Source organism: Actinocorallia aurea (assembly GCF_054783995.1).
Map to the genome: position 1 here is coordinate 110,815 of NZ_BAAGPQ010000019.1, position 24,652 is coordinate 135,466.

The following is a 24,652-nucleotide window of genomic DNA, read 5'->3' on the forward strand; positions in this document are numbered from 1 at the left end:
ATACGTCAATATAGAAGAATGTCGAAACAAGAGCTGCGGGTCGTCGGCCGCGACGGCGCGGACGCCTGCTGCCCCGGTCTCCTGACGGCGCCGCTGGCGGCCGAAGAGGCGGCGGACCTCGCCCGGGTGTTCAAGGCGCTGGGCGACCCCGTCCGGCTGCAACTGCTGTCGATGATCGCCTCCCGCGCGGGCGGCGAGGTGTGCGTCTGCGACCTGACGCCCGCCTTCGACCTGTCCCAGCCGACGATCTCGCACCACCTCAAACTGCTGCGTGAAGCCGGCCTGATCGACGGCGAGCGGCGCGGCACCTGGGTGTACTACCGCCTGATCCCCGAGACCACCGACCGGCTCGCCGCGGTCCTCACCCGGCAGGGCTCGCCGACCCCCGAGGCCCGCCCGTGACCGCGGTCGCCGCGCAGGAGGCCCCGGCCCGGCTCTCGTTCACCGACCGGTACCTCGCGGTGTGGATCCTCGCGGCGATGGCCGCCGGGCTCGGGCTCGGCCGCGCGGTGCCCGGCCTGGGCGACGCGCTGGCGAAGGTCGAGCTCGGCGGGATCTCGCTGCCGATCGCCGTCGGGCTGCTGGTGATGATGTACCCGGTGCTGGCGAAGGTCCGCTACGACCGGCTCGACGCCGTCACCGGAGACCGGCGGCTCATGGCGGCGTCGCTGGCGGTGAACTGGCTCGTCGGCCCCGCCGTCATGTTCGCGCTCGCCTGGCTGCTCCTGCCCGACCAGCCCGAGTACCGCACCGGCCTCGTCATCGTCGGCCTCGCCCGCTGCATCGCCATGGTGATCATCTGGAACGACCTGGCGTGCGGCGACCGGGAGGCCGCCGCCGTCCTCGTCGCGCTCAACTCGGTGTTCCAGGTCGTCGCCTTCGGCCTGCTCGGCTGGTTCTACCTCGACCTGCTGCCCGGGTGGCTCGGCCTGGGCGAAGGCGAGTCCCTCGACATCTCGCCGTGGTCGATCGCCGGGAACGTCCTGGTGTTCCTCGGCGTCCCGCTCGTCGCGGGATTCCTCACCCGTCGTCTGGGTGAGCGTCGCCTTGGCAGGGACGCCTACGAGACGCGGTTCCTGCCGAAGATCGGGCCCTGGGCGCTGTACGGGCTGCTGTTCACGATCGTGGTCCTGTTCGCGCTGCAGGGCGACGCCATCACCGCGCGGCCCTGGGACGTCGCACGGATCGCGCTGCCCCTGCTCGGCTACTTCGCCGTCATGTGGTTCGGCACGTTCGCGCTCGGCAAAGCCATCGGCCTGCCTTACGACAGGACCGCGACCCTCGCCTTCACCGCCGCGGGCAACAACTTCGAGCTGGCCATCGCCGTCGCGATCGGCACCTTCGGCGTCGCCTCGGGGCAGGCGCTCGCCGGGGTCGTCGGGCCGCTCATCGAAGTGCCCGTCCTTGTCGGACTGGTCTACGTGGCGCTCGCCTGGCGGCGCCGCTTCACCGAAGGGAGCCCCGCCGATGCCCGGTAGGCCCACCGTCCTGTTCGTGTGCGTCCACAACGCGGGCCGCTCCCAGATGGCCGCGGCGTACCTGGCCCGCCTGTCGGGCGGCGCCGTCGAGGTCCGCTCCGCCGGGTCGGCGCCCGCGGCCTCGGTCAACCCGGCGGTCGTGGCGGCCATGGCCGAAGTGGGGATCGACCTGTCCGCCGAGACCCCGAAGGTCCTCACCCGCGACGCCGTCCAGGCCTCCGACGTGTGCGTCACGATGGGCTGCGGAGACGCCTGCCCCGTCTTCCCCGGCAAGACCTACCTGGACTGGACCCTCGAAGATCCGGCCGGTCAGGGCGTCGACGCGGTCCGCCCGATCCGCGACGAGATCGAACACCGCGTCCGCGGCCTCCTCGCCGACCTCGGCGTGCCCCGGATCGTCCCGATGCTCCCCGAGCACGCCGCCGACGTCCTGGCCATCTACCAGGCGGGCATCGACGAGGGCGACGCCACCTTCGAGACCACCGCCCCGACCTGGGAGGAGTTCGACGCCGGACGGCTCCCCGCGCACCGTCTCGTCGCCCTCGCCCCGGACGGCGCGGTCCTCGGCTGGGCCGCCGTCAGCCCCGTCTCCGACCGCTGCGCCTACTCCGGCGTCGTCGAGCACTCCGTCTACGTCGGCCCGAAGGCCCGCGCCCAAGGCGTCGGCCGCGCCCTCCTCACCGCCCTGCTCGCCTCCACGGAGTCCGCCGGGATCTGGACGGTCCAATCCGGGATCTTCCCCGAGAACTCCGCGAGCCTGGCCCTCCACCGACGCGCCGGCTTCCGCGTCGTGGGCACCCGCGAACGCCTCGGCCGCCACCACGGCCGCTGGCGCGACGTCCTCCTCCTGGAGCACCGCAGCCCGAGCCCGTGAGCGGGCACGTGGACGGGGCCGCGCGTCGAGTAGACGGGCGGCCCCGTCCACGCGGCCACCGCGGGTCGAGGTCGCGGCTAAGGGGCGCAGGTCCGGTCGGCAGGGGGCAGGACGCCGGTGGCGAGGTAGGCGTTGACCGCGGTGTCCACGCAGGCGCTGCCGTATTCGCCGTAGAGGCCGTGGGCGGTGGTGTCGCGGAGGGTGAGGAGGCGGGAGCCGGGGAGGGCGCGGTGCAGCGCCTGGCTGCCGGCGTAGGTGGTGGCGGTGTCGCCGGTCGCGGAGATGATCAGGGCGGGGGTGCGGTTGGCGACGCGGGTGAGCGGTTCGCGCGGCCGGGTCGGCCAGAAGGCGCACGGCCAGAGGTTGTTCTTGAGCGGGCCGAAGACGGGGTGGCGGGCGCGGCTGCGCTGGACCGCGGTCCAATAGGAGTCCGGGTCGGTGGGGGCGGCGCGGTCGCCGCAGACGATCGCGGCGGTCGGGCTCGCCGCCGAGGATCCGGCGCTGGTCAGGACGAACGCGAGGAGGCCGTCGAGTTCGGGGCCGGGCTCGGCGGGTCTGCGGTGCGCTGCCCGGTTCAGGGTCCGGACCATGGCGGAGAAGGACGCACGGGCCTCGGGCCTGTCGTCTCCCGAACCCGTGGACAGGAGGTAGGGGACGACCTGGCCGTCCACCTCGTGGTCGCCGACGCGCAGCGGCCGGTCCTCCGCGGCGGCGACGATCGCGTTCACGGTGGCGAGCACGCGGGCGGGCGTGGTGCCGAGGCCGTAGGCGTCGTGGCGCTGGGCGGCCCAGTCGGCCCAGCCGCGCAGCGCGCGTTCCGCCTCGTCCTCGGTGCCCCGCGTGGCCAGGGGACCCCACGTGTCCGGGTCGCCCGCGCTGTCGAAGACGGCGCGGTCGGTGCGGCCGGGGAACAACTGGGTGTAGACCGCGCCGAGGTAGGCGCCGTAGGAGTAGCCGAGGAAGGAGATCCGGCGCTCTCCGAGAGCGCGGCGCACGACGTCGAGGTCACGGGCCGTGTCGCGTGTGTTGGCGTAAGGGAGCACGTCGCCGTGGCGGGCGGCGCACCGCTCGGCGAGGTCGCGCTGGAGCGCCACCTGCTCGTCGAACCCGGCGCGGGTCGGGCCCGCCGAGCGGATCCACATGCCGACGGGCCAGCCGCAGTCGAGCGGGGTGCTGCGTCCGACGAAACGCGGATCCAGGCCGATCAGGTCGTAGCGGTCGGCGACGTCCTTCATGGCGGCGCGCACCGGGAGGGGCATGCCCAGCGAGGGCTCGCCGGGGCCGCCGCTGTTGAGGAGCAGGGAGCCGATGCGGTGGGCGCGGTCGGCGGCGGGCAGGCGGGACAGCGCGAGGGTGAGCGTGCGGCCGCCGGGATCGGCGTGGTCGAGCGGGACGGTGAGTTCCGCGCACCGCGCGCCCGCCCGGTCGAGTTCGCCGCCGACGGTGTCGTCGGAGCCTTGGGCGCACGCCTTCCATTCCAGCGGCGGTGCGGGGCTCTCTGCCCTGGCGAGGGGCACGACGGCGGCGGACGCGGCGATCAGGGCGAGCGCCGGGACGAGGCTTCTGCGGGTCCACTTCATGGCCGGGGACGCTAGTTCGGCAGGAGGCCCGCGCACGATACAGCGGGCCGCACGTGCGTTGGTACAGCCTGCTGTAGTGCCCGCCGGGGTCCGGGGGCGAAATAATGATCCCGTCGACGGGAGGTGCGCATGCGGGTGTTCCCGGGTTCGGCCTACCTGCTGGGCGTGCTCGGCACCGCCGTGGCCACGGCCCTCGCGCTGCCCGTGCTGCTGCTCGCGCCGCGGTTCGCGCGGCGCTGGGCGGGAGGGCACCTTCGGCGGGCCGGAAGGCTGCTCGGCGTCCCGGTCGGCGGGCAGCGGGCCCACCGGCGGAACCTCGCCTGGGCCCTCGCGCACATCGGCGCGGGGTTCACGCTCGGCTTGGCGGCCCTGCTGTGCCTGGGCAACCTCCTGGTCGCCGCCGTCGTCCTGACGCTCTGGTGGGCGTTTCCGCTCGACGCGCGCCCGAGCCTCTTCTCCGTCTTCGACGTCCAGGTCGGCGACTGGCCGACCGCGCTGGCGGGCGGCGTTGTCCAGATCGCCGTCCTCGGCGCGGCGGCCAGGTGGGTGCTCCCGGTGCCGGCCCGCCTGCACGCGCGGATGTGCGTGGTGCTGCTCGCCTGGCCGGCCCGCGAGGAACTCGCCGCGCGCGTCGAGGTGCTGACCCGGAGCCGGGTCGGCGTCGTCGACGCCCACGGCGCGGAGCTGAGGCGGATCGAACGCGACCTGCACGACGGGACGCAGGCGCGCCTGGTGACGATCGCGCTGCAACTCGGCCTGGCGCGTGAGTCGCTCGCCGACGATCAGGGCCCGGTGGCGGCGCTGCTCGCCCAGGCGCACGAGACCGCGGAGGAGGCGATGGTCGAACTCCGCTCGGTGCTCCAGACGATCTACCCGCCGATCCTCGCCGACCGCGGGCTCGACGGGGCGCTCGCGGCGCTCGCCGCCCGCTCGGGCGTGCCGGTCCGCGTCGACCTCGCCGACCCGGGCGCGCTTCCGGCGAGTGTCGAGGCGGTGGCCTACTTCGTGATCGCCGAGGCCCTCACGAACGTGACGAAGCACGCCGCCGCCACCCGGGCCGCCGTCCGGATCGAGCGGGCGGGCGACGTCCTGGCCGTCGAGGTCACCGACGACGGCAGGGGCGGCGCCGCCGAGGCGCGCGGCACCGGCATCGCGGGGATCCGCAGGCGGGTCGCGGCGCTGGACGGCACGGTCCGCCTCGACAGCCCGCCGGGCGGCCCTACCACGCTCACCGTCCGGGTGCCGTGCGCGCCGTGACCGTCTGAGGAGGCTTCGTGCGGGTCGTGATCGCCGAGGACAACGTGCTGCTGGCCGGCGGGCTGGAACTGCTGCTCGCGGCGAAGGGCTGCGAGGTCGCGGCGGTCGCCGCCGACGGCGAGTCGTTCCTCGCCGCCGTCGCCGCGCACCGCCCCGACATCGCCGTCGTCGACGTGCGGCTGCCGCCGTCGTTCCGCGACGAGGGGATCCACGCCGCGCTGCGGGCCCGCAGGGAGCACGGCGCGCTCCCGGTCCTGGTGCTGTCGCAGTACGTCGAGCGCGAGTACGCGGGCGAGCTCCTGGCCGACGGCCGCGGCGGCATCGGCTACCTTCTGAAGGACCGCATCGGCCGGGTGTCGGAGTTCGTCGACGCGCTGCGCCGCGTCGCGGCCGGCGGCACCGCCATGGACCCCGAGGTGGTGGCCCAGCTCATCGCACGCCGCGCCGGCGACCCGCTGGACGCCCTCACCCCCCGCGAGCGCGAGGCGCTCGCCCTCATGGCGCAGGGCCACGACAACGCAGCCATCGCGACCCGCATGCGCGTCTCCGACAACGCGGTCCACAAGCACATAGGCAACATCTTCGCCAAACTGGGGCTCAGCCCCGCCGACTCCGGCCACCGCCGAGTCCGCGCCGTCCTCGCCTACCTTGAGGACAACCCCCGCTGAGCCGCGTCCTGCGCCGTCTCGACGCGCCGTCAGGGGAGCTCGGTCCGGTCGCATGCGAGGACCTGGTAGCCGTCGCGTTCCCACGTGGGGGTGCAGTGGGCGAGGAGCGCGGCGGCGGCCTTCTGCTGGGTGGGGAGGTCCTGGAAGGGGGTCTGGAGGCGGGAGGTGTCGACGATGGCCCATTCGGCGGGGTGGGGGGCGCTGTCCCAGAGGAGGACGACGGCGCGGGAAGACAGGTAGGGGCCTACCGAGCTGACGGCGTCGACGGTGGCGCCGTCGGGGATCTGCTCGGCGGCGGCCTTGGCGGCCACCGTGTGGTCGGGGGTGCGGTAGAACGCCGGGGAGACGAGGTGGGGGAGGGGCGTCGTCGGGAGGAGGGCCGCGGAAGCGGCGACAAGGGCGGGCGGCCACCAACGCGCGGCGCGCAGCCGGGGGAGTTTGCTCGCGCCGTCGACCGCGGCGAGGAAGAGCGGGGCGAGGATGTACACGTTGTAGTGGAAGTCCGTGCTCCACCAGTTCGGCCACCGGTCGGACAGCATCCGCTCGGCCAGCAGCGGGACGGCCGCCAGGATGTGCGGCGAGCGCAGGCAGACGAACAGGAACGGCAGCAGCAGGAGGAGGACCGTCCACGCCTTCGTCGAGGGGGTGACGAGCGTCGTCGCGATGTCCCACGGGTGCGTGAACGCCTTCAGCGCGATCCCGGAGAAGGAGTCGGCGAGCCCGCCGTAGCCCCAGTAGTAGTCGGGGTCGCCGCCGAAGTGCGGCACGACGACCCGCGAAGCGAAAACCGCCCAGCCGAGCCCCGGGACGACGAACGCGGGCGCCCACCTGCGCTCGCCCCGCTGGGTGAGCAGGTACAGCCCGAACCCCGCGACGAGGAGTCCGGCGTCCTCCTTGATGAGCAGGATCGGGACGCACAGCGCCAGCGCCTGCCACCTCCGGCCCGCCTGCCACCGCTCGAACATCCAGAAGTACAGGAGGGGCGCGAAGGCGGTCTCGTGGAAGTCGACCCACAGCGCCTCGGCGACGGGCCAGGCGATCGTGTACGCGACCGCCGCGCACCAGGCCGCCGTGCTTCCGAGGATCCGCCGGGTGACGACCCACAGCGGCACGACCGCGAGCGCCAGCAGCACGGCCTGCGCGACGAGCAGGGTCGCGGGCCCGTCGTGGATCCAGTAGAGCGGCCCCAGCGTCGCGATGATCGGGGAGACGTGGTCGGCCAGCAGGTTGTAGTCGACCCCGAACCCGGCCCGCACCCCTTTGATCGGCGTGATGGGCGCGCCGAACCCGCTGTAGGCGCGCACGGCCTGGTCGAAGATGACCAGATCCCATGACCGCGTCCGCCCCGTCGAGAACCGCACGAGGGCGAGCAGCGAGTACACCAACGCCGTACCGACGGCGAAGCACAGGATTCCGACGCTCTCACGGCGGACGAGACGGCTGGCGATGACAACTCCGGACGTCGTCTGATCAGGGGGCCGCACCAGCATAGGGGAGCCCACCCCCACCCCCGCCGCCCCCGAAACAGCCGGTGCTCACCCGGTCTCTGGAAGGCACGAGGGAGGACGAGCCCGACCTCTCACTGCGCGAGGCTGCGTGGTCGCCGATGTGGTCGACCTCGACGGGTGACGACCACTTGAAGTGGGCTGTGGCGGTCGAGGGGATGCCCGAGCGGCGACGGGCAGCGGCGCATCGAGCGAGGTCGTGGTGTACGACGCGGTCGAAGCTCAGCGGGGTCGGCTGGGCGGGCGGGAACTTACTGTGTAAAGGCGGGTGGTCGGGCAAAGGTTGGGCAAGGGGGGCTTTGGGGATCGTGGAAGGGGCTCGGGGTGGGGGCGGGGGGCGTTAGGGATGGACCCTCAGTGGTCGAGAGTTGAGGGGAAGGGGCTTTCATGGGGCTGCGTTCGTGGGGGTGGGGCGGGCTTGTGGTGGCCGGTCCGCTCGTCGTCGGGCTCGGCGCGCCGGGGCATGCGGAGGCGCGGGTGCGGCTGGGGGATGTGTCGTGCACCGGGACTTATCGGATGGAGGTGAGTCCGCCGATCCGGTCGGTGGTGCTGGAGGGGGAGAAGGCGACGACGTTCACGGGGGCGATCGATCTGGAGGCGTGCGAGTCCGTCGCGCATCCGAAGATCACCAGCGGGCGGATGACGCTCAAGGCGACGGGGAAGGCGGCCTGCGACGTCACCCACGCGAACGTCCACGTCAGGGACGGTTCCGGGCGCGGCGCCATCACCTGGAACACCGGCGAGCGCTCCGCGTTCACCGCCGCCACCTGGAAGGGCGACCTCAGCGCGCTCACCCTCGGCAGGGGCGGGATCACCGACGGCCTGATGAAGGGCGGCCGGGTCGATCTGACCGCGGTCCCCGAGAACGGCGTCGTCGCCACGTCCTACGGCTGCTCGACGGTCGGCGTGGACCGCCTCGACGGCTCCATCCGCACCGCGGACTTCGCGGGCGCCTGACGCGCTGACCCGTCGGCCGGTCCCGCGGGACCGGCCGACGGCGCGGGCGTCACGGCGCGGGGGTAAGGGACGCGGCCTCCCACGGGAAGCCGTCCGGGTCGGTGAACGGGGCCTCGGCGCCGGTGAGCACGAGTCGGTGCGAGCCTGCGCCGTCGTTCGGCACGCCGGCGTCCTTGGCGAGGGCGCGGCGGCCGTAGAGGGCGAGCTTGACGGGCCCGCTGTCGAACTCGCAGTACTTGCGGCCGAAGCTCTTGGCGACGGTCAGGCCCCGCCCGACATAGAACTCCCTGGTCGCGGCCATGTCGGCGACGCCGAGGAGCAGGACGAACGCGTCGATCTCCCGGGCGGCGGGCCCGGAGTCCTTCTTCGACGACGAGGCGATCTTCCAGATCGTCCCGTCCGGGGCCTGGACGACGCCGCCATAGCCCCAGAAGGACTTCGCGGCCGGCTTGAGCACGGTCGCCCCGGCGGCGACCGCCGCGTCGAAGAAGGCGCGCACGTTGGCGGGCTGGGAGACGGTCAGGGACAGGGTGAAGCCGCGGAAGCCCGACGTCGCCGCCGTCGAGGCGCGCAGCCGCACCCGGTCGGCGACGCCGAAGGCGGTGTAGAAACGGTCGGCGGCCTCGACATCGGCCACTTCGAGGATCACGGTTTCCAGTGAGGTCATGTCCTCAACGTTAGGCTCGGCCCCCTGCCCGGGGCTTCTCGATTCCTGACCGGTCGGCTCAGCGCGCCTCCTGGATGCGGATCAGGTTGCCCGCCGGGTCGCGGAACGCGCAGTCGCGGGTCCCGTAAGGCTGCTCGGTCGGCTCCTGGACGACCTCGCCGCCCCGGTCCCGCACCTTCGCGAACGTGCCGTCGAGATCCCGGCTGGCGAGCAGCAGCCACCCGTAGGTGCCCTTGGCCATCATCTCGGCGATGACGCGCCGTTCGTCCTCGGTGATCCCGGGGTCCGCGGCGGGCGGCGCCAGCAGGATCGACGTCCCGGGCTGCCCCGCCGGACCGACGGTGATCCACCGCATGGTCCCCTGCCCGACGTCGCTGCGCACCTCGAACTCGAGCGCGTCCCGGTAGAACGCCAGCGACTCCTCCGGGTCGACGTGCGGCAGCGCGGTCGTATGAATGGTGATGTCCACCCCCCAACCCTAGGACGGCGCGGGCGCGGCGCCGGGTAGGCGGTGCCGAGGTGCAGTCAGGTGACCGATGCCGGGGGGAGGGGCGGCGGTCTAGCTTCGAGGCACGCGTTAGGCGACAGACCCCCCGGAGCGTTACATGACCGACGTCAAGTTCACTCATATCGGCGGCCCGACAGTTCTCATCGAGGTCGGAGGGTGGCGGCTGCTCACCGATCCGACGTTCGACCCGCCCGGGCGGACCTACCGGTTCGGGTGGGGGACGTCGTCGCGGAAGCTGACGGGTCCGGCCGTCGCGGTGGGCGACCTGCCGCCGCTGGACGCGGTGCTGCTGACCCACGACCACCACGCCGACAACCTCGACGACGCGGGGCGTGCGCTCCTGCCGGGCGCCGGGACCGTCGTGACGACGGCGTCGGGAGCCCGTCGTCTGGGCGGGGAGACTGTCGGGCTGCGCCCCGGCGGCACCCATGTGCTGACCGCTCCTGGCAAGCCCTCCATCACCCTCACCGCGACGCCCGCCCGGCACGGCCCGCCGCTGAGCCGTCCGATCAGCGGTGACGTCATCGGCTTCGCGCTCGCCTGGGCCGGGCAGGCCCACGGGCCGCTGTGGATCACCGGTGACACCGTCGTCCACCACGCGCTGCGCACCGCCGCCCGCGCCCTTCGGCCCGGCACGGTGCTGCTCCACCTGGGCGCGGTCCGGTTTCCGCAGACGGGCCCGCTCCGCTACACGATGGGCGCCGATGACGCCCTCCGCCTCCTCGACGGCCTCGCGCCCACCACGGTCCTGCCCGTCCACTACGAGGGCTGGCAGCACTTCAGCGAAGGGCAGGAGACCATCACCGAGGCCCTCGACCACGCCCCGTCCCCGCTGGCCCGGCCCTACACCTGGCTTCCCTTGGGCGCCGCCCGCACGGTGACCGTCTGAGCGGGAAACGCGGCGCCGGCCACCGGGGAGTCCCCGGTGGCCGGCGCGGTCGGTCCGTCCGGCTACTGCCGGGAGAGGGCGGGCGCGGTGTCGTGCCGCGAGTCGTCGTTCAGCCACGAGTGGTGGTGGTGCCGGGGCCTGTGGTGCCACTGCCCGTGGTGCCACTGCCCGTGGTGCCAGTGCTGGTGGTGCCAGCGGCGGTGCGCGACGCGGACGACCGCGGTCGCCACGTTCGACCGGACCTGGCGGCCCGCGATCGCGCTGACGGCGGTGGCCTGGGCCCGATTCCGGATCACCCGGTGCCGGAGGTCCGCGCGGGTCACCCGGTACCGGGCCGTGCACACGGCGGTCTGGCCGGGCTGGAGGGAGAACTCGCCGGGCTCCTGCCGGGGCCCGTCCGCGATGCGGCAGGTGAACTCGTCGGTCGCCACCCGGGAGTCCCGCACGCTCACATCGTTCAGGACCGTCGTGCCGGTGTTGGTGATCCGCAGCGTGTACCGCAGCCGCTGCCTCGCCCGGTGCACCCGGTGCGGGGTGACGGACTTGCGCAGGGTCAGCCCGTCGCCGGGCGCGGCGGCGATCCGGACGGTGACGGCCTCGGAGACGTCGGTGACGGTCTGCCCGGCCGGGTCCTCGGCCGTGGCGGTCGCGGTGTTGGTGATGGTCCCCGCGGCCGCGTCGGCGGCGGTCACGGTGTACTCGGCCGTGCATTCGACGGTGTCGGCCGGGTCGAGGATGATCGCGCCGTTGTCGAAGTCGCGGCCGTTCGGCCCGGTGCAGACGTACACGGTGGAGCCCGGCAGCCGGGAGTCGGTGATCTCCCCTTCCGTGAGCTGCTCGTCGCCGGTGTTGGTGACCGAGAAGGTGTAGGTGACGACGGAGCCCGCGCCCGGCACCTGGAGCGGTTCGGCGCTCTTGGTGATCGACAGGGCGCCATCGTCCTCGACGATGGGGATGACGAGGGTGTTGGAGTCGGCTTGGACGCCCCGCCCGTTGGGGTCGGTGCCCGCGACGTGCCCGGTGTTGCTCAGCTCGTCGCCTGACTCGATGTCGGCGGCCGTCACGGTGTACCGGGCGGTGCAGGAGGCCGTCGCGGCGGGGGCCAGGGAGAACGACCCGTTGACCAGCGGGCCGCCGACGCTGTTCACACAGGTCAGGACGGGCAGCAGCGGGTCGCTGACCAGGACGGCGGTGACCTGCTCGTCGCCGCTGTTGGCGACCGCGAAGGTGTACTGGACGATCTGGCCGACTCCGGTGATCCGGGTGGTGTCGGCGCTCTTCGTCAGCGTGAGGGCCGCGACCCGGGCGGCGGAGGCGGCAGACCCTCCCGCGATGGCGGGTAGCGCCGCCGCGCCCAGGGCGGCGACCACGGCCGCGGCCGCGATCCGGGAAACGTGAATGATCTTGAGGTGCACGCCGACGCAATCCCCGCCCGCGACGCCCCGGACGCGTCCCGCACCGAAGTTTGGCCCCCGATTGACCATCCCCAACCGTGCGGCGGCGGCTGCGAGAACTGTAAGCCGGAGAAGCGTTTCCCGGCATATCGGGGGAAGGGGTGCGGAGAGGGCCGCGGAGATCCGGGGGGTGTGCGGTGGCCGATGCCGGGATCGCGAAGCTGTCGTACTGGGTGGAGAGCGAGCCCGCCTGGGGCGGCGCGGACGGCGGGCCGCCCGCCGACGCGGACGTCGTGGTGCTCGGCGCGGGGATCGCGGGGCTGACGGCCGGGTACCTGCTGGCGCGGGCGGGCCGGTCGGTGACGGTGCTGGAGGCCGCGCGGGTCGCCGAAGGGGTCAGCGGGCACACCACCGCGAAGGTCACCGCGCAGCACAACGCGATCTACGCGGACCTCATCGGCGCTTTCGGCCGGGAGAAGGCGGAGCTCTACGCGCGGGCGCAGAGCGGGGCCGTCGAGTGGATCGCCGACCGCGTCGCCGCATGGGGCGTCGACTGCGACTTCCGGCGGCGCGACGCCTACGTGTACGCCGAGTCCGCCTCGTCGGCCGAGAAACTGCGCGAGGAGGCCGAGGCGGCGGCGTCGCTGGGGCTGCCCGCGGAGTTCACCACCGAGACGGGGCTGCCGTTCGCCGTCGAGGGCGCGGTCCGCTTCACCGGACAGGGCCAGTTCCATCCGCGCCGCTGGCTGCGCGCGCTCGCCGGCCGGCTCGTCGCCGCGGGCGGCACCATCCACGAGGGCGTCCGGGCCACCGGTCTGTCCGGTCTGTCCGGCACGACGGTCCGTACGACGGTGGGGGACATCCGGGCGCGCGACGTCGTGGTCGCCACCCATTACCCGGTGTTCGACCGGGGCCTGTACTTCGCCCGGCTGGAGCCCCGGCGCACCCTGCTCATGGCCGCGCCCGTCGACGCGGCGGCCGAGCCGCCCGGCATGTACATCTCCGCCGACAGCGGCCACACGGTCCGCGCGACGTCGGGTGAAGGCGGCCCGGTGCTCCTGGTCGGCGGCGAGGGGTATCCGCCCGGTGAGGACGACCACGTCCAGGGCAGGTTCGACCGCCTGGCCGTCTGGGGCCGCGACGCGTTCGGCATCGCGGAGTTCCCCTACCAATGGGCCTCCCAGGACAACACCACCCTGGACCGCCTGCCCTACATCGGTCGCTACCACCCGTTCACCGACCGCCTCTGGGTCGCCGCGGGCTTCGGGTTCTGGGGCATGACGAACGGCACCGTCGCGGGCCATCTGCTCACCGAGCTCATCACCGGCGCGGACACCCCGTACGCCGGCCTCTTCGACCCGGGCCGTTCCTCGATCCGGCGGTCCGCCGGGTCGCTCGCCGGTCTCGGCCTGCACACCGCCAAGCACTACGCCCTCGACTACCCGGCGGCGTTCCGCCCCGGCGAGGGCCCCGCCCCGCTCAGTCCCGGCGAGGGCCGCGTCACCCACTTCGGCCGCCACCCCGTGGCGGTCTCCCGCGATCTCGACGGCCGCCCGCACGCCGTCTCCGCCGTCTGCACCCACCTGGGCTGCCTGGTCGCGTTCAACGACGCCGAGCAGACCTGGGACTGCCCCTGCCACGGCTCCCGCTACGCGCCCGACGGCGCCGTCCTGCACGGCCCCGCCACCCGTCCGCTCACCCCCGTGGACCTCGACGGCACCCCCCACCCCGAAAACGAGCCCGAGCCCTAGCGACCCGGGTTCAGTCCCCGCCCCCGAGGGCGACCGGCCCGACCCACGTCAGGTCCGCCACGTTCACCACGACGGCCTCCTGCGTGGTGCGCGCGATGACCACCAGCGCCTCCTCGTCGGGATCGGGGTTCTCCTCCCGGTGCGGGACCCACGGCGGGACGTACACGTAGTCCCCGGGCCCGGTCCGCAGCCGGACCTCCTGTCCGCTCTCGTCGCGGAAGACGAACTCGGGCCGCCCGCTGACGACGTAGATGCCCGTCTCCGACGCCCCGTGGTGGTGGTTCCCCGACGACGCCGAAGGCAGCACCAGCGTCTGGCCCATCCACAGCCGGTCCGATCCGACCGTCGTCCCCGACAGCGCCTCGGTCCGCCGCATCCCCTCGGTCTGCGCGGTCCGCTCCGACAGGGCCCCGGCCGCCACCTGGTAGAGCCGCCGGTGAAAACCGTCCTCCACGCGCACCTCACTAAGTGAATAATTCCTACCTGTTTGACAGGTTAGTCGCCCCGGGTCGGCGGCGCGAGCCCGTCAGACGCCTTCGGTGGGGAGGAGGTGGTGGAGGAAGGCCCGGGTGGCGGGGTGTTCGGGGGAGGTGAAGAGGTCCGCGGGGGCGCCGCGCTCGATGAGGACGCCGTCGGACAGGAAGCAGACGGTGTCGGCGATCTCGCGGGCGAAGGCCATCTCGTGGGTGGCGATGATCATGGTGATGCCCTGGTGCCTGAGCTCGCGGATCAGGGCGAGGACCTCGGCGACCAGGGTGGGGTCGAGGGCCGAGGTGACCTCGTCCAGGAGGAGGAGTTCGGGGCGGCAGGCCAGGGCGCGGACGACGGCCACGCGCTGCTGCTGGCCGCCGGACAGGCGGTCCGGGTAGTCGTCGGCCTTGTCGGCCAGGCCGAAGCGCTCCAGTAGGGCGCGGGCCTCTTCGACGGCAGCCTCGCGAGGCCTGCGGTGCACCTTGACCGGCGCGAGGACGATGTTCTCCAGAACGGTCATGTGCGGGAACAGGTTGAACGACTGGAAGACCATGCCCACCTTCCGGCGCACCGCGTCCTCGTCGGCGTCCACCGCGGTGATCTCGGCGCCGTCGAGGAAGACCGCGCCGTCGTCGACGGAGTCCAGCAGGTTGACGCACCGCAGCAGCGTCGACTTGCCCGAGCCGGACGCCCCGATCAGGCAGACGACCTCGTGCGGTGCCACGTCGAGGTCGATCCCGCGCAGCACGGGACGGCCCCCGTAGGTCTTCCAGAGGTTCTCGATGCGGAGCAGGGTCATCAGCGGGCTCCCGGAGCGCGGCGGCGCTCGGCGCGGGCGGCGAGCCAGTCGGTGAACCGGGCGAGCGGCACCGTCAGCAGGACGAAGAGCAGCGCCGAGGCGAGGTAGGGCGTGTAGTTGAAGGTGAGCGCGGAGTGGATCTGCGCCTGGCGCAGCGCCTCGACGACGCCGAGGACGGCCACCAGCGCGGTGTCCTTCTGGAGTGAGGCGAAGTCGTTGAGCAGGGGCGGCACCACGGTCCGGACGGCCTGCGGCAGCACCACGTACCGCAGCGTCTGCGCCTGCCCGAGCCCGAGCGAGCGGGCCGCCGCGCGCTGGCTCGGGTGGACCGAGGCGATCCCGGCCCGGAACACCTCGGCGACGTAGGCGCCGTACGACAGGACGAGTGCGATGACGCCGAGCGTCATCGGGTCGGAGGGCGCGCCGGTCAGGTTGAGCGCCGGGACGCCGAACCCGACGAGGTAGACGAGCAGGATCGTCGGGATGCCCCGGAAGACGTCGGTGTAGGCGACGGCCAGCGCCCGGATCGGGAAGAACGCGGGCGTCCGCACGCCCCGGGCCAGCGCCACCGCGAGCCCGACGACCAGGACGAGCGGCTCGGCGATCAGGAAGATCTGGACGTTGACCCAGAAGCCGCTCAGCACGTCGCCGAACGAGCCGGTGAACTCCGACCACGAGAAGAACGTCGCCCGGACGCGCGGCCAGCCGGGCGACGACACCACGAGCCATCCGGCGAGCCCGAGCACCGCGACGGTCGAGGCGGTCGCGACCGCGCCCGACCGCCGCCCGGCGCGCCGCCGGAGCCGCTCGCGCTCCAGCTGCCGGTCGCTCTTCTGCCAGACGACGGTCACTGGAGGACGGGCGCGCCCGCCGACGCGGCGAGCCACTGATCCTGGATCTTCGCCAGGTCGCCGGACGACTTCAGCTCGCCGAGCGCCTGGTTCAGGCAGCCGACGAGGGCGCTGTCCTTCTCCAGGACGAGCCCGAACTGCTCGGGCGTCCCGCCGGCGGCCGGAAGCTGCCCGATGATCTTCGATCCGTCGACCTGGGCGGCGGTCACGTAGAAGGCGGTCGGCAGGTCCACGACGATCGCGTCGACCTGCCCGTTCTTCAGCGCGTTCACCGCGTCGATCTGGTTGTTGAAGACCTGTGGCTGCTCGCTCGGCTTGATCTGCTCCTGGACGGCGGTCAGCGACGTCGTGCCGACCTGGACGCCGATCTTCGCGTCCTTGAGCGTGGCGACGCCCGTCGCGGAGGCGAAGTCGCCCTTCTCCAGCCCGACGACGGCCTGGGCGACGTCGTAGTACCCGTCGCTGAACGTCACCGCCTTGGCCCGCGCCTCGCTGATGGAGACCTGGTTGATGTCGAAGTCGAAGGTCTTCGGGCCGGGCGCGTAGGAGGAGTCGAAGCCGACCGTCGTCCACTCGACCTCGGCCTGGGTGAACCCGAGCTTTCCGGCGACCGCGTAGGCGACGGCCGACTCGAACCCCTTGCCGTTCGAGGGGTCGTCGCCGGAGAACCAGGGCTCGTAGGCGGGCTTGTCCGTGCCGATGGTGAGCTTTCCTGACGCCTTGACCGGCAGGCTCTCCTTCGCGCAGGCGGCGGGCCCGGACGCCGAAGGCGCCGCCGTGGTGGCCTCGTCGGCCGGGGCGCAGGCCGCCGCGGCGACGAGCGCCACGAGCACGGGCAGGACGGTGAGACGACGCGGCAAAGCAGCCTCCAGCCGGTATTTCACACGATTTCTAGCGGAATCATCTGATCTTAATCGCGCTGACCGTCGCGCGCCCGCCGCCGCGCGGGCGCTCCGGCCGCCCCGCCGCAGTACAGCATGTAATTCCTACCGGTTTAGTTGACTTCATGCGGCCGGGCTGCCTATGCTCCATTTGTGCGAGTTAAGGGGACTTTGACCAGCCGCTACCACGTGGACCTGTGCCGCGTGGCGAGCGCGCTCTGTTCCGGCTGAGCCGTTCGGGGACCGAGTCGGCCCACCGGCTCACCGGGCCATGACGACCTCCCGACCCAGACCACTCCCGCCTCCGCGTCGCGGAGGCGGCTCCGCCCGGCGAGCCCCGCGCGCCGCCGACGCCGGCCACCCGCCCGCGAACCTCGCCCGGAAGCCGTGTCCCGGCCCCGCCCTCACCGACCCCCGCGACCGATCGCGCCCTGACGACCGGGCCGGAGGTCTCCTCTGACGCGCTCCCGCAGCGCGCCCTCCCGCAAGCCGTCTCCGCCGTGAGCCGTCTTCGCCGTGCCCGAGAACGAAAGGCCCCACCATGACCACCGACGAATCACTGCTCAGCGCGAGACCCCCGGCACCCGGGGACGACGCGGGGGAACTGCCCGCCAACGCGGTCTCCGGCCTCGGCGTGTTCGCCCAGGGCCTGGCCGCCGCGGCCCCCAGCGTCGCCGTCGCCGGCGTGCCCGGATCGCTGTTCCTCGTCGCGGGCAAGGGCGCGCTGTGGGCCGCCGTCATCGGCGGCGTCCTCGTCTTCCTCATCGCGACGGTGATCGCCCTTCAGGCGCGCCGGACCGTCTCGTCCGGGTCGCTCGGCACCTACGCGGGCAACGGGCTGGGGCCGGTGGCGGCGTTCGTCACCGGCTGGGCCCTGATCCTCGGGTACATCGGGTTCGCCGCGGGCGGCGTGCTCGGCGCCGTCCTCTACTTCAACGCGTTCCTCCAGGAGATCGGCCTGCACACCGACCACGTGGCGGTGAAGGTGCTGCTGCTGGTGCTCGCCTCGGCCGCGGCCTTCTACCTCCCGTACCGGGGGCTCGGCTTCTCGGTGAAGGCCGGGCTCGCCTTCGAGGTCGTCTCCCTGCTGGCGATCTCCGTCATCCTCGTCGCGTCCTACGTGCATTACGGCGCGAACTTCGACGCCGCCCAGTTCAGCCTCGACCACCTCGGGGACAACCTGACGCTCATCGCGGCGGTCACCGCGGTCGGGTCCTACGCGGGCTTCGAGAGCGCCGCCTCACTCGGCCACGAGGCGCGCGACGCGCACCGCAACGTCTCGCGGTCCGTGCTGCGCCTGGTCCTCGGCCTCGCCGTCGTCTACCTCTTCGCGACGTATCCCGAGGTACTCGGATTCCAGGGCCCGCGCACGCTCGACGCCGACAGCACCCCGCTGCCCGTCGTCGCGGAGAACGCGGGCGTCGAGTGGGTCAACTACATCGTCACCCTGTCGCTCGGCGCCGCGATGATCGTGTTCTCCTCCGCCGTCATCAACTCCGGCGCGCGCAGCCTCTTCACACTGGCCCGAGAGGGCGCGCTGCCCAGCGCGCTGGGACGGGTGCACACGGGCTTTCGCACGCCGCACGTGGCGATAGGGCTCGTCAGCCTCATCGGCTTCGTCGTCGGCCTGATCGGCACCGTCAACAGCGTGGGCCGCTTCCAGTGGGACGTCTACGTGGGCATCGTCTCCAGCTACGCCTACCTGTTCGCCTACCTCCTCGTGGCGATCGCGACGCCGCTGTGGCTGCGCAGGATCCGGGCGCTGTCCCCGGGCGGCGCGGCGGTCTCGGTCCTCGCCGCGCTCGGCATCCTCTACGTGATCTACAAGAACCTCGTCCCGGTCCCCGAAGGCGCCTACCGCTACCTGCCTTACGTGTTCCTCCTGCTGCTCCTGGTCGGCCTCGGCCGCTACCTCCACCTGCGGGCGACCCGGCCCGAGACCGCGGCACGGGTCGGCTCGATTCAGACGCTGTCGGAGGCCGAGCAGGAGCGCCTCGCCGAGCTGGGCATCCTCGACGCCGTCCGCGGCGGCCACCGAGAGGCGGGCGACCGATGACCATCGAGATCAGGGCGCTCGACGGGCAGGCCGAGGTCGACGCCGGGCTCCGCGTCTTCCTGCGCGCCATGGTCGGCCTGCCGTTCCACGGCGTCGACACCACCGGCATCACCGAGCCCGGCCGCTACCTGGGCGCCTTCGACGGGGCCGAGGTCGTCGGCGGCGCGGACTCCTACGGCGGCTGGCTCGTCGTGCCGGGCGGCGCGCGGGTGCCGCACGCGGCCGTCACCCACATCGGCGTCCTGCCGACGCACCGGCGGCGCGGCATCGTCAGCGCACTCGTCGCACGGCAGCTCGCGGAGGCGGCCGGGAGGGGTGAGGTCGTCGCCACGCTGCGGGCGTCCGAGGCGGTCATCTACGAGCGGTTCGGATACGGCGTCGCGTCCTCGGCGCAGTCAGCGCGGGTGACCCTCGCGAAGGCGCGGCTGCGTCCGGAGGTCCCCGGAGGCGGCGCGGTGAGGCTGGCGGACGACGCCCCCGACGCCGTGCTCGCCGAGATCACCGAGCAGGCCGCCTGGACCGGCGCGATCCACCGAGCCGAAGGCTGGTGGACGCTCGGGCGGCGGCTGCGCGGCGGCGTCCAGCACTACACGGCGGTGCACAGCACCGCCGGCGTCGACGACGGCTACGCCGTCTACCACCCGGCCGACACCGGCGGCTGGTTCGGCGGCGCCGACCGGACGGTCCAGGTCACCGACTTCGTAGCCCTGTCCGAGAGCGCCCGCGCCGGCCTGTGGCGGCACCTGCTCACCCTCGACCTCGTCGACACCGTCGCCTTCGACGCGCTCGCCCTCGACGACCTGCTGCCGCTCGCCGTCACCGACCGCAGGTCCGTCGCGCTCGGCGGCGCCCGCGACGAGACGTGGCTGCGCCTGATCGACGTCGAAGCGGCCCTGCGGGCCCGGGAGTTCGGTGACGCGGCGCCCGTGGTGGTCGGCGTCCGCGACCCGCTGCTGCCCGCGAACGACGGCGCCTACGAGATCGGCCCCAAGGGCGTCGCGCGCACCCTCGCGCCGCCGGACCTCACCGCCGGCGTCGAGGCGCTCGCCGCCGCCTACCTCGGCGGCACCCGGTGGCGGCACCTCGCCGCGACGGGCCGTGCCGAGGTCCGCGACCCGGACGCCCCGCGCCGCGCCGACGCCCTCTTCGCGACCGACGCACTGCCCTTCTCCGGAACCGTCTTCTGAAAGGCACGGCATGACCCGGCCCGACCCCCTGATCCTCTCCGCCTTCACCATGTCGACCGCCTCGCACGGCAACACCGGCCTGTGGCGGCACCCGGACGACCGGACCTCCCACTACCCGGAGCTGTCCTACTGGGTGGACCTCGCCCGCCGCCTCGACGCGGGCGGCTTCGACCTGCTCTTCATCGCCGACGCCGTCGGCCAGCTCGACGTGTACGGCGGCAGCGCCCGCGAGGCGCTGGCCCGCGCCGTCCAGACCCCGGTGACCGACCCGCTCCTGGTGGTCTCCGCGATGGCCGCCGCGACCGAGCACCTCGGTTTCGGCGTCACGGTCTCCACGACCTATGAGCACCCCTACCTGCTCGCCCGCAAGTTCAGCACGCTCGACCACCTGACCGGCGGCCGGATCGGCTGGAACATCGTCACCTCGCTGCTGGACAGCGCGGCCCGCAACATCATCGCCCGCGACCGCCAGATCGCCCACGACGAGCGCTACGCCATCGCCCAGGAGTTCCTGGAGGTCGTCTACAAGCTCTGGGAGGGCTCCTGGGAGGACGGCGCGGTGCTCCGCGACAGGGCGCGCGGGCTGTTCACCGACCCGGACAAGGTGCACGGCATCGAGCACGCCGGGCAGTACTTCACGGTGCCCGGAGCGCATCTCGTCGAGCCGTCGCCGCAGCGCTCTCCGCTGCTCCTCCAGGCCGGGACGTCGACGGCGGGCCGCGAGTTCGCCGCCCGCAACGCCGAGGTCGTCTTCGCCGCGGACCCCAGGCCGGAGACGCTGCGCCGGAACATCGACGACGTCCGCCGCAGGGCCGTCGGCCACGGGCGGCGGCCCGAGCACATCAAGTTCCTCACCTCGGTGACCGTCGTCGTCGACGAGAGCGACCGGGCCGCCGAGGCCAAGGCCGCCGACCTGCGGCGGTACCGCGACACCCGCGGCGGGCTCGTCCTGCTGTCGGCGCTCAGCGGCGTCGACTGGTCCGGCCACGACCTCGACCGGCCGATCGAGGAGTTCGAGACCGACGCGAGCCGCTCGGTGCTCGCCGCCGTCGCCGATCCCGAAGCCCGCAAGCGGCTCACCCTGCGCGATTACGTCGACGGGCTCAGCGGCTTCGGAGGCGAGGTCCTGGTCGGCGGCCCGAAGAGGGTCGCCGACGAACTGGAGGCCTACGCCGAGGCCACCGGCGTCGACGGCTTCAACTTCGTCTACCTCACCACTCCCGGCACGTTCGACGACCTCGCCGAGCACCTCATCCCGGAACTCGCCGAGCGAGGCCGCGTCCGCGAGCGCGGCGCGCCCGGCAGCATCCGCGACGCCCTCTTCGGCACCGGCCCGACCCTGCCCGCCGACCACCCGGGCACCGCCTTCCGCCGCGCCGCCGCGGCCCGCAGCCACCAGCCGTAGCAACCCCTCTGAAAGATCGGATGTCATGAGCACCACCAGACGCACCTTCCTGTCGCTGACCGCCGGGCTCGCCGGAGCCGCGGTGCTGGCCGCATGCGGCGGCGGAGGCTCCCCCGGAGGGGCGGCGGCCGCGGGCTCGCAGCCCCGCGACGGCGGAACCCTCATCGTCGGGCAGTACCAGGAGGTGACGCAGTTCGACCCGAACCGCCAGTACTCGTGGGAGACGTGGCGGATCGACCGCAACATCTACGAGACGCTCGTGGACGAGGACCTGTCGTCGCCCACCGGCGTGCCGAAGATCATCCCCAGGCTCGCGACCGAGTGGGAGGTCTCCGACGACGCCACGACCTACACCTTCAAGCTCCGCCAGGACGTGAAGTTCTCCGACGGCACCCCGTTCGACGCGGAGGCCGTCCGGTTCAACGTGCGCCGGTTCACCGACCCGGAGTTCGAGTACTACGACAAGGTCAGCGCCGCGACGATGTCGCTCGTCTACGCCGACCTCGACGAGTTCGAGGTCGTCGACCAGTACACGGTCCGCTACACCTTCAAGCACCCGTTCCTGGACTTCCTGCGCCAGATCCCCAACAGCGGCAACGCCGCCTCCGGCATCTTCAGCCCCGAGGCCCTGAAGAAGCACGGCCAGGACGGCCTCGCCCTGAATCCCGTCGGCACCGGCCCGTTCCTGTTCCAGGAGCGCGTCCGCGGCGACCACACGACCCTCGTGCGCAACCCCGCCTACTGGGGTCCGCGCCCCCACCTGGACAAGGTGATCTTCAAGCCGATCGGCGACGACCAGAGCCGGGTGGCCGCGCTGCGCAGCGGCGAGGTCGACTTCATCAGCCGCGTCCCCCCGGACTCCGTGCAGACGCTGGAGCAGGCCGGATTCGACGTGCCGAAGAACGAGGGCGTCCCGCAGATCATCTACTACAAGTACAACTTCAAGAACACCTACCTCCAGGACAAGCGCGTCCGGCAGGCGATCATCCACGCGATCGACCGCGCGCAGCTCGCCGAGAAGATCTACAAGGGCCACGCCAAGGCCGCCACCTCGATCATCAACCAGGGCAACGAGGCGTACGACCCGGCCGCCGTCGACTACCCCTTCGACCCGGAGGCCGCCAAGAAGCTCATCGCGGACGCGGGATACGAGCCGGGCGAGATCAAGTTCAAGATCCTCAGCGACACCACCGGCCAGCCCACCGCGGAGTTCATCCAGCAGGGCCTGAAGGACGTCGGCATCGACGCGCAGATCGAGTCCTTCGAGTGGATCACCTTCGGCACGCGCGCGGCCAACCTCACCCCGACCGACGGCCTGGTCCTCGGCGAGTGGGGCTACGTCGCACCGAACTGGGTGAAGATCGCGCACAACTACAACGTCGCGGTCCCCGGCGGCGACGAGTACTCCGACACCAGCGGCGACACCCTCAAGGCCATCGACGCCGCCGCGTACAACCCCGATCCCGGCAAGGCCAAGGAGCTGTGGCAGGCCGCCGCCCAGACGTGGGCGAAGGACGCGACGGTCATCCCGGTGCTGTCGTTCAACCGCTACTACGCGGTCGCCCCGCGCGTCGGCGGGTTCGTCTGGCCGCAGCAGGACCACTACGACCTGTCCGCGGTGTGGGTGGCGGACTGACCATGGCGCGCCGCATCCTCTGGAGGCTCGCGGGGCTGGTGCCGATGCTGTTCGTCATCAGCCTGCTGGTCTTCTTCATCGCCAAGGCCGGCCCGGCCGACCCGATCAGGGGCGCGCTCAGCCAGAAGATGTCGCCGGAGCAGATCGAGCAGATCCGCGAGGCCTACGGCCTGAACCGGCCCGCCTGGGCGCAGTACTTCGGCTGGCTCAAGGACCTGGTCACCGACGGTGGCGGCATCTCGCTCAGCGTCCGCAGCCCCGTGTCGGAGCTCGTCTACCCGGCGTTCGGCAACACCCTGATCCTCGGCGCGGCGTCCACGCTGCTCACCGTCGTCCTCGGGGTGGCGATCGGGTTCGTCTCGGGCCTGCGGCACGGCAGGCTCACCGACCGGATCGCGATGCTGTTCGTGCAGATCGGAAGCAACCTGCCGATCTACTGGTTCGGCCTCATCATCATCTGGCTCACCGCGGTCCGGTGGCGGTGGCTGCCCGCGGGAGGCATGCACGACCTGCGCGGCGACGGCGGCTTCGGCGACCTGCTGCTGCACCTCGTCGCGCCCGCCTTCGCGGCGTCGCTCGTCTCGATGCTCATCATCGCCCGGTTCGTCCGGGCGGCGGTGATCGAGAGCGAGCAGTCGGACTACATCCGCACCTACCGGTCGCAGGGCTTCGGGCGGGGCGCGATCCTCGGCAAGCACATCGGCCGCAACGTCCTACCGCCGATCGTCAACACGACCGGCCTGACGGTCGGCTCGGTGATCACCGGCGTGGTGTTCGTCGAGACGATCTTCTCCTGGCCGGGGATCGGGAGCGTCCTGCTCAACGCGATCGCCGGCTCGGACTACCCGGTGATCCAGTCGGGCATCCTGCTGGTCGCGGTGACGTTCGTGCTGGTCAACCTCGTCACCGATGTCGCGCTGGACCTGCTGAACCCGCGGCTCAGGCACGGTGGAGCATGAGCGCGATCCTCGCGGACGAGACCGTCCGCAAGACCCCGCCGCCTCGGCTGCGCCGGTCGGCCGCGGCCCGCTTCCTGCGCAACCGGGAGGCCGTGCTCGGATTCCTCGTGCTCGCCTTCGTGGTGGCCGTCTCGGTGCTCGCCCCGTGGCTGGCGCCGCACGACCCGAACGCGGGCGACGCCGAGAACGTGCTCGCGCCGATCGGCTCCGCCGGGCACCTCCTCGGCACCGACGACCAGGGCCGGGACGTGCTCAGCAGGGTCGTCCACGGAGGCCGGGGCGCCCTGGTGGTCTCCACCTCGGCGGTGGCCGCCGCCCTCGTGGCCGGGACCGCGCTCGGGCTCTTCGCGGCATTCGCCGGACGGCGCGTCTCGGGCGCCCTCATGCGGGTCGTGGACCTCCTGTTCGCCTTCCCGGTGATCCTCGTGGCGCTCTCCCTGGCCGCCGTCCTCCAGCCGGGCTCCTGGGTCCTCATCGGCACCGTCGTCTTCGCCGCGCTGCCCTACGTCACCCGGATCGTCTTCGCCGAGGCGAAGGTCGAGCGGGAGAAGGACTACGTCGAGGCGGCCCGTTCCCTTGGCGCGTCGGAAGCGGCGGTCGTCTGGACCGAGGTCCTGCCCAACCTGGTCTCCTCGGTGGTGATCTACGGGACCAGCCTCGTCGGGGTGAACATCGTCTTCACCGCGAGCCTCAGCGCGCTGGGCCTGGGCATCCAGCCGCCGGATCCGGACTGGGGCCGCATGATCTCCGAAGGCGCCAAGGTCCTGGTGACCGGCAACGCCGGAGTTGCCACGTTCCCCGCCGTCGCCATCCTGCTCGTCGCCCTGGCCTTCAACTGGCTCGGCGACGGCCTGCGCGACGTCCTCAACCCGTGAAGGA

At 72.7% G+C, this 24,652-nt stretch carries 24 protein-coding genes and 1 pseudogene; 16 read left to right on the top strand and 9 right to left on the bottom strand.

The annotated features are described in order from the left end of the window. The first annotated feature begins 18 nt into the window (after positions 1-18). The 4 genes and pseudogenes from ACYVOM_RS23720 (at position 19) to ACYVOM_RS23735 (ending at position 2,352) form a co-directional block, all read left to right on the top strand. On the top strand, positions 19-402 hold the full coding sequence (locus tag ACYVOM_RS23720) for an ArsR/SmtB family transcription factor (protein ID WP_460305673.1): 384 nt from the start codon (positions 19-21) through the stop codon (positions 400-402). Continuing rightward, entirely contained in the window at positions 399-1,478 is a 1,080-nt protein-coding gene (arsB, locus tag ACYVOM_RS23725; RefSeq protein WP_460305674.1) for an ACR3 family arsenite efflux transporter, read from the top strand. The genes ACYVOM_RS23720 and arsB overlap by 4 nt, the downstream gene beginning before the upstream one ends. Beyond that, positions 1,468-1,860, top strand: a pseudogene (locus ACYVOM_RS23730) (arsenate reductase ArsC); the annotation flags it as partial. The gene arsB and the pseudogene ACYVOM_RS23730, both read left to right, overlap by 11 nt. Before the next feature lie 21 nt (positions 1,861-1,881). Then, positions 1,882-2,352, top strand: a complete 471-nt coding sequence (locus ACYVOM_RS23735; RefSeq protein ID WP_460305733.1) for a GNAT family N-acetyltransferase — start codon at positions 1,882-1,884, stop codon at positions 2,350-2,352. 77 nt (positions 2,353-2,429) lie between these two features. Here ACYVOM_RS23735 and ACYVOM_RS23740 read toward each other — a convergent pair whose 3' ends face one another. Then, positions 2,430-3,932 (bottom strand): alpha/beta hydrolase, encoded by a 1,503-nt coding sequence (locus tag ACYVOM_RS23740; protein ID WP_460305675.1) that lies wholly within the window; start codon positions 3,930-3,932, stop codon positions 2,430-2,432. 129 nt (positions 3,933-4,061) lie between these two features. Between ACYVOM_RS23740 and ACYVOM_RS23745 the strand changes: the two genes are divergently transcribed. Both ACYVOM_RS23745 and ACYVOM_RS23750 read left to right on the top strand, forming a co-directional pair. Beyond that, positions 4,062-5,189, top strand: a complete 1,128-nt coding sequence (locus tag ACYVOM_RS23745) for a sensor histidine kinase (RefSeq protein ID WP_460305676.1) — start codon at positions 4,062-4,064, stop codon at positions 5,187-5,189. Positions 5,190-5,206: 17 nt separating this feature from the next. Next, on the top strand, positions 5,207-5,857 hold the full coding sequence (locus ACYVOM_RS23750; protein WP_460305677.1) for a response regulator transcription factor: 651 nt from the start codon (positions 5,207-5,209) through the stop codon (positions 5,855-5,857). Positions 5,858-5,886: 29 nt separating this feature from the next. Here ACYVOM_RS23750 and ACYVOM_RS23755 read toward each other — a convergent pair whose 3' ends face one another. Continuing rightward, positions 5,887-7,341 (bottom strand): DUF2079 domain-containing protein, encoded by a 1,455-nt coding sequence (locus ACYVOM_RS23755; protein ID WP_460305678.1) that lies wholly within the window; start codon positions 7,339-7,341, stop codon positions 5,887-5,889. A gap of 408 nt (positions 7,342-7,749) precedes the next feature. On the opposite strand from ACYVOM_RS23755, the gene ACYVOM_RS23760 reads away from it, so the two are divergent. Continuing rightward, positions 7,750-8,319, top strand: coding sequence for a hypothetical protein (locus tag ACYVOM_RS23760; protein ID WP_460305679.1), 570 nt, complete (start codon positions 7,750-7,752; stop codon positions 8,317-8,319). 49 nt (positions 8,320-8,368) lie between these two features. Here ACYVOM_RS23760 and ACYVOM_RS23765 read toward each other — a convergent pair whose 3' ends face one another. After that, positions 8,369-8,986, bottom strand: a complete 618-nt coding sequence (locus ACYVOM_RS23765) for a glyoxalase (protein ID WP_460305680.1) — start codon at positions 8,984-8,986, stop codon at positions 8,369-8,371. Positions 8,987-9,044: 58 nt separating this feature from the next. Continuing rightward, on the bottom strand, positions 9,045-9,455 hold the full coding sequence (locus tag ACYVOM_RS23770; RefSeq protein WP_460305681.1) for a VOC family protein: 411 nt from the start codon (positions 9,453-9,455) through the stop codon (positions 9,045-9,047). 136 nt (positions 9,456-9,591) lie between these two features. Between ACYVOM_RS23770 and ACYVOM_RS23775 the strand changes: the two genes are divergently transcribed. Continuing rightward, the gene (locus ACYVOM_RS23775) at positions 9,592-10,383 is read left to right on the top strand and encodes an MBL fold metallo-hydrolase (RefSeq protein WP_460305682.1); all 792 of its coding nucleotides are present in this window, start codon (positions 9,592-9,594) and stop codon (positions 10,381-10,383) included. 62 nt (positions 10,384-10,445) lie between these two features. Here ACYVOM_RS23775 and ACYVOM_RS23780 read toward each other — a convergent pair whose 3' ends face one another. Continuing rightward, positions 10,446-11,798 carry a DUF7507 domain-containing protein gene (locus ACYVOM_RS23780; RefSeq protein WP_460305683.1) on the bottom strand — a complete coding sequence of 451 codons (1,353 nt, stop codon included), beginning with the start codon at positions 11,796-11,798 and terminating at the stop codon, positions 10,446-10,448. 176 nt (positions 11,799-11,974) lie between these two features. Between ACYVOM_RS23780 and ACYVOM_RS23785 the strand changes: the two genes are divergently transcribed. After that, positions 11,975-13,528, top strand: a complete 1,554-nt coding sequence (locus tag ACYVOM_RS23785; protein ID WP_460305684.1) for an FAD-dependent oxidoreductase — start codon at positions 11,975-11,977, stop codon at positions 13,526-13,528. Positions 13,529-13,538: 10 nt separating this feature from the next. Here the strand turns inward: ACYVOM_RS23785 and ACYVOM_RS23790 are convergent, their stop codons facing one another. The 4 genes from ACYVOM_RS23790 to ACYVOM_RS23805 form a co-directional block, all read right to left on the bottom strand. Continuing rightward, positions 13,539-13,982, bottom strand: coding sequence for a cupin domain-containing protein (locus tag ACYVOM_RS23790; protein WP_460305685.1), 444 nt, complete (start codon positions 13,980-13,982; stop codon positions 13,539-13,541). 72 nt (positions 13,983-14,054) lie between these two features. Continuing rightward, positions 14,055-14,798 carry an amino acid ABC transporter ATP-binding protein gene (locus ACYVOM_RS23795; protein WP_460305686.1) on the bottom strand — a complete coding sequence of 248 codons (744 nt, stop codon included), beginning with the start codon at positions 14,796-14,798 and terminating at the stop codon, positions 14,055-14,057. Beyond that, on the bottom strand, positions 14,798-15,649 hold the full coding sequence (locus tag ACYVOM_RS23800; RefSeq protein WP_460305687.1) for an amino acid ABC transporter permease: 852 nt from the start codon (positions 15,647-15,649) through the stop codon (positions 14,798-14,800). Before ACYVOM_RS23800 ends, ACYVOM_RS23795 begins: the two co-directional genes overlap by 1 nt. Further along, a complete protein-coding gene (locus ACYVOM_RS23805; protein WP_460305688.1) occupies positions 15,646-16,509 on the bottom strand; it encodes an ABC transporter substrate-binding protein in 864 nt (287 codons plus the stop codon). Before ACYVOM_RS23805 ends, ACYVOM_RS23800 begins: the two co-directional genes overlap by 4 nt. Positions 16,510-16,683: 174 nt before the next feature. Between ACYVOM_RS23805 and ACYVOM_RS23810 the strand changes: the two genes are divergently transcribed. From ACYVOM_RS23810 to ACYVOM_RS23840, 7 genes are all read left to right on the top strand, one after another. Further along, complete coding sequence (locus ACYVOM_RS23810; RefSeq protein ID WP_460305734.1) at positions 16,684-16,761, top strand: putative leader peptide; 78 nt, start codon at positions 16,684-16,686, stop codon at positions 16,759-16,761. Positions 16,762-17,071: 310 nt separating this feature from the next. Continuing rightward, a complete protein-coding gene (locus ACYVOM_RS23815) occupies positions 17,072-18,586 on the top strand; it encodes an APC family permease (protein ID WP_460305689.1) in 1,515 nt (504 codons plus the stop codon). Further along, a complete protein-coding gene (locus ACYVOM_RS23820; RefSeq protein ID WP_460305690.1) occupies positions 18,583-19,773 on the top strand; it encodes a GNAT family N-acetyltransferase in 1,191 nt (396 codons plus the stop codon). The genes ACYVOM_RS23815 and ACYVOM_RS23820 overlap by 4 nt, the downstream gene beginning before the upstream one ends. 10 nt (positions 19,774-19,783) lie before the next feature. Then, complete coding sequence (locus ACYVOM_RS23825; RefSeq protein WP_460305691.1) at positions 19,784-21,178, top strand: LLM class flavin-dependent oxidoreductase; 1,395 nt, start codon at positions 19,784-19,786, stop codon at positions 21,176-21,178. Positions 21,179-21,203: 25 nt separating this feature from the next. Further along, the gene (locus tag ACYVOM_RS23830) at positions 21,204-22,814 is read left to right on the top strand and encodes an ABC transporter substrate-binding protein (protein WP_460305692.1); all 1,611 of its coding nucleotides are present in this window, start codon (positions 21,204-21,206) and stop codon (positions 22,812-22,814) included. A 2-nt stretch (positions 22,815-22,816) separates the two neighbouring features. Then, on the top strand, positions 22,817-23,773 hold the full coding sequence (locus ACYVOM_RS23835) for an ABC transporter permease (protein ID WP_460305693.1): 957 nt from the start codon (positions 22,817-22,819) through the stop codon (positions 23,771-23,773). Then, a complete protein-coding gene (locus ACYVOM_RS23840) occupies positions 23,770-24,648 on the top strand; it encodes an ABC transporter permease (RefSeq protein ID WP_460305694.1) in 879 nt (292 codons plus the stop codon). The genes ACYVOM_RS23835 and ACYVOM_RS23840 overlap by 4 nt, the downstream gene beginning before the upstream one ends. Positions 24,649-24,652 lie beyond the last annotated feature (4 nt).

What these genes read in the sequence shown, in the direction of transcription:
- ACYVOM_RS23720 (WP_460305673.1), top strand. Translation starts at nt 19, where the DNA reads ATGTCGAAACAAGAGCTGCGGGTCGTCGGCCGCGACGGCGCGGACGCC.
- ACYVOM_RS23735 (WP_460305733.1), top strand. Translation starts at nt 1,882, where the DNA reads ATGCTCCCCGAGCACGCCGCCGACGTCCTGGCCATCTACCAGGCGGGC.
- ACYVOM_RS23740 (WP_460305675.1), bottom strand. Translation starts at nt 3,932, where the DNA reads ATGAAGTGGACCCGCAGAAGCCTCGTCCCGGCGCTCGCCCTGATCGCC.
- ACYVOM_RS23745 (WP_460305676.1), top strand. Translation starts at nt 4,062, where the DNA reads ATGCGGGTGTTCCCGGGTTCGGCCTACCTGCTGGGCGTGCTCGGCACC.
- ACYVOM_RS23760 (WP_460305679.1), top strand. Translation starts at nt 7,750, where the DNA reads ATGGGGCTGCGTTCGTGGGGGTGGGGCGGGCTTGTGGTGGCCGGTCCG.
- ACYVOM_RS23765 (WP_460305680.1), bottom strand. Translation starts at nt 8,986, where the DNA reads ATGACCTCACTGGAAACCGTGATCCTCGAAGTGGCCGATGTCGAGGCC.
- ACYVOM_RS23775 (WP_460305682.1), top strand. Translation starts at nt 9,592, where the DNA reads ATGACCGACGTCAAGTTCACTCATATCGGCGGCCCGACAGTTCTCATC.
- ACYVOM_RS23795 (WP_460305686.1), bottom strand. Translation starts at nt 14,798, where the DNA reads ATGACCCTGCTCCGCATCGAGAACCTCTGGAAGACCTACGGGGGCCGT.
- ACYVOM_RS23815 (WP_460305689.1), top strand. Translation starts at nt 17,072, where the DNA reads ATGACCACCGACGAATCACTGCTCAGCGCGAGACCCCCGGCACCCGGG.
- ACYVOM_RS23820 (WP_460305690.1), top strand. Translation starts at nt 18,583, where the DNA reads ATGACCATCGAGATCAGGGCGCTCGACGGGCAGGCCGAGGTCGACGCC.
- ACYVOM_RS23825 (WP_460305691.1), top strand. Translation starts at nt 19,784, where the DNA reads ATGACCCGGCCCGACCCCCTGATCCTCTCCGCCTTCACCATGTCGACC.
- ACYVOM_RS23830 (WP_460305692.1), top strand. Translation starts at nt 21,204, where the DNA reads ATGAGCACCACCAGACGCACCTTCCTGTCGCTGACCGCCGGGCTCGCC.
- ACYVOM_RS23835 (WP_460305693.1), top strand. Translation starts at nt 22,817, where the DNA reads ATGGCGCGCCGCATCCTCTGGAGGCTCGCGGGGCTGGTGCCGATGCTG.
- ACYVOM_RS23840 (WP_460305694.1), top strand. Translation starts at nt 23,770, where the DNA reads ATGAGCGCGATCCTCGCGGACGAGACCGTCCGCAAGACCCCGCCGCCT.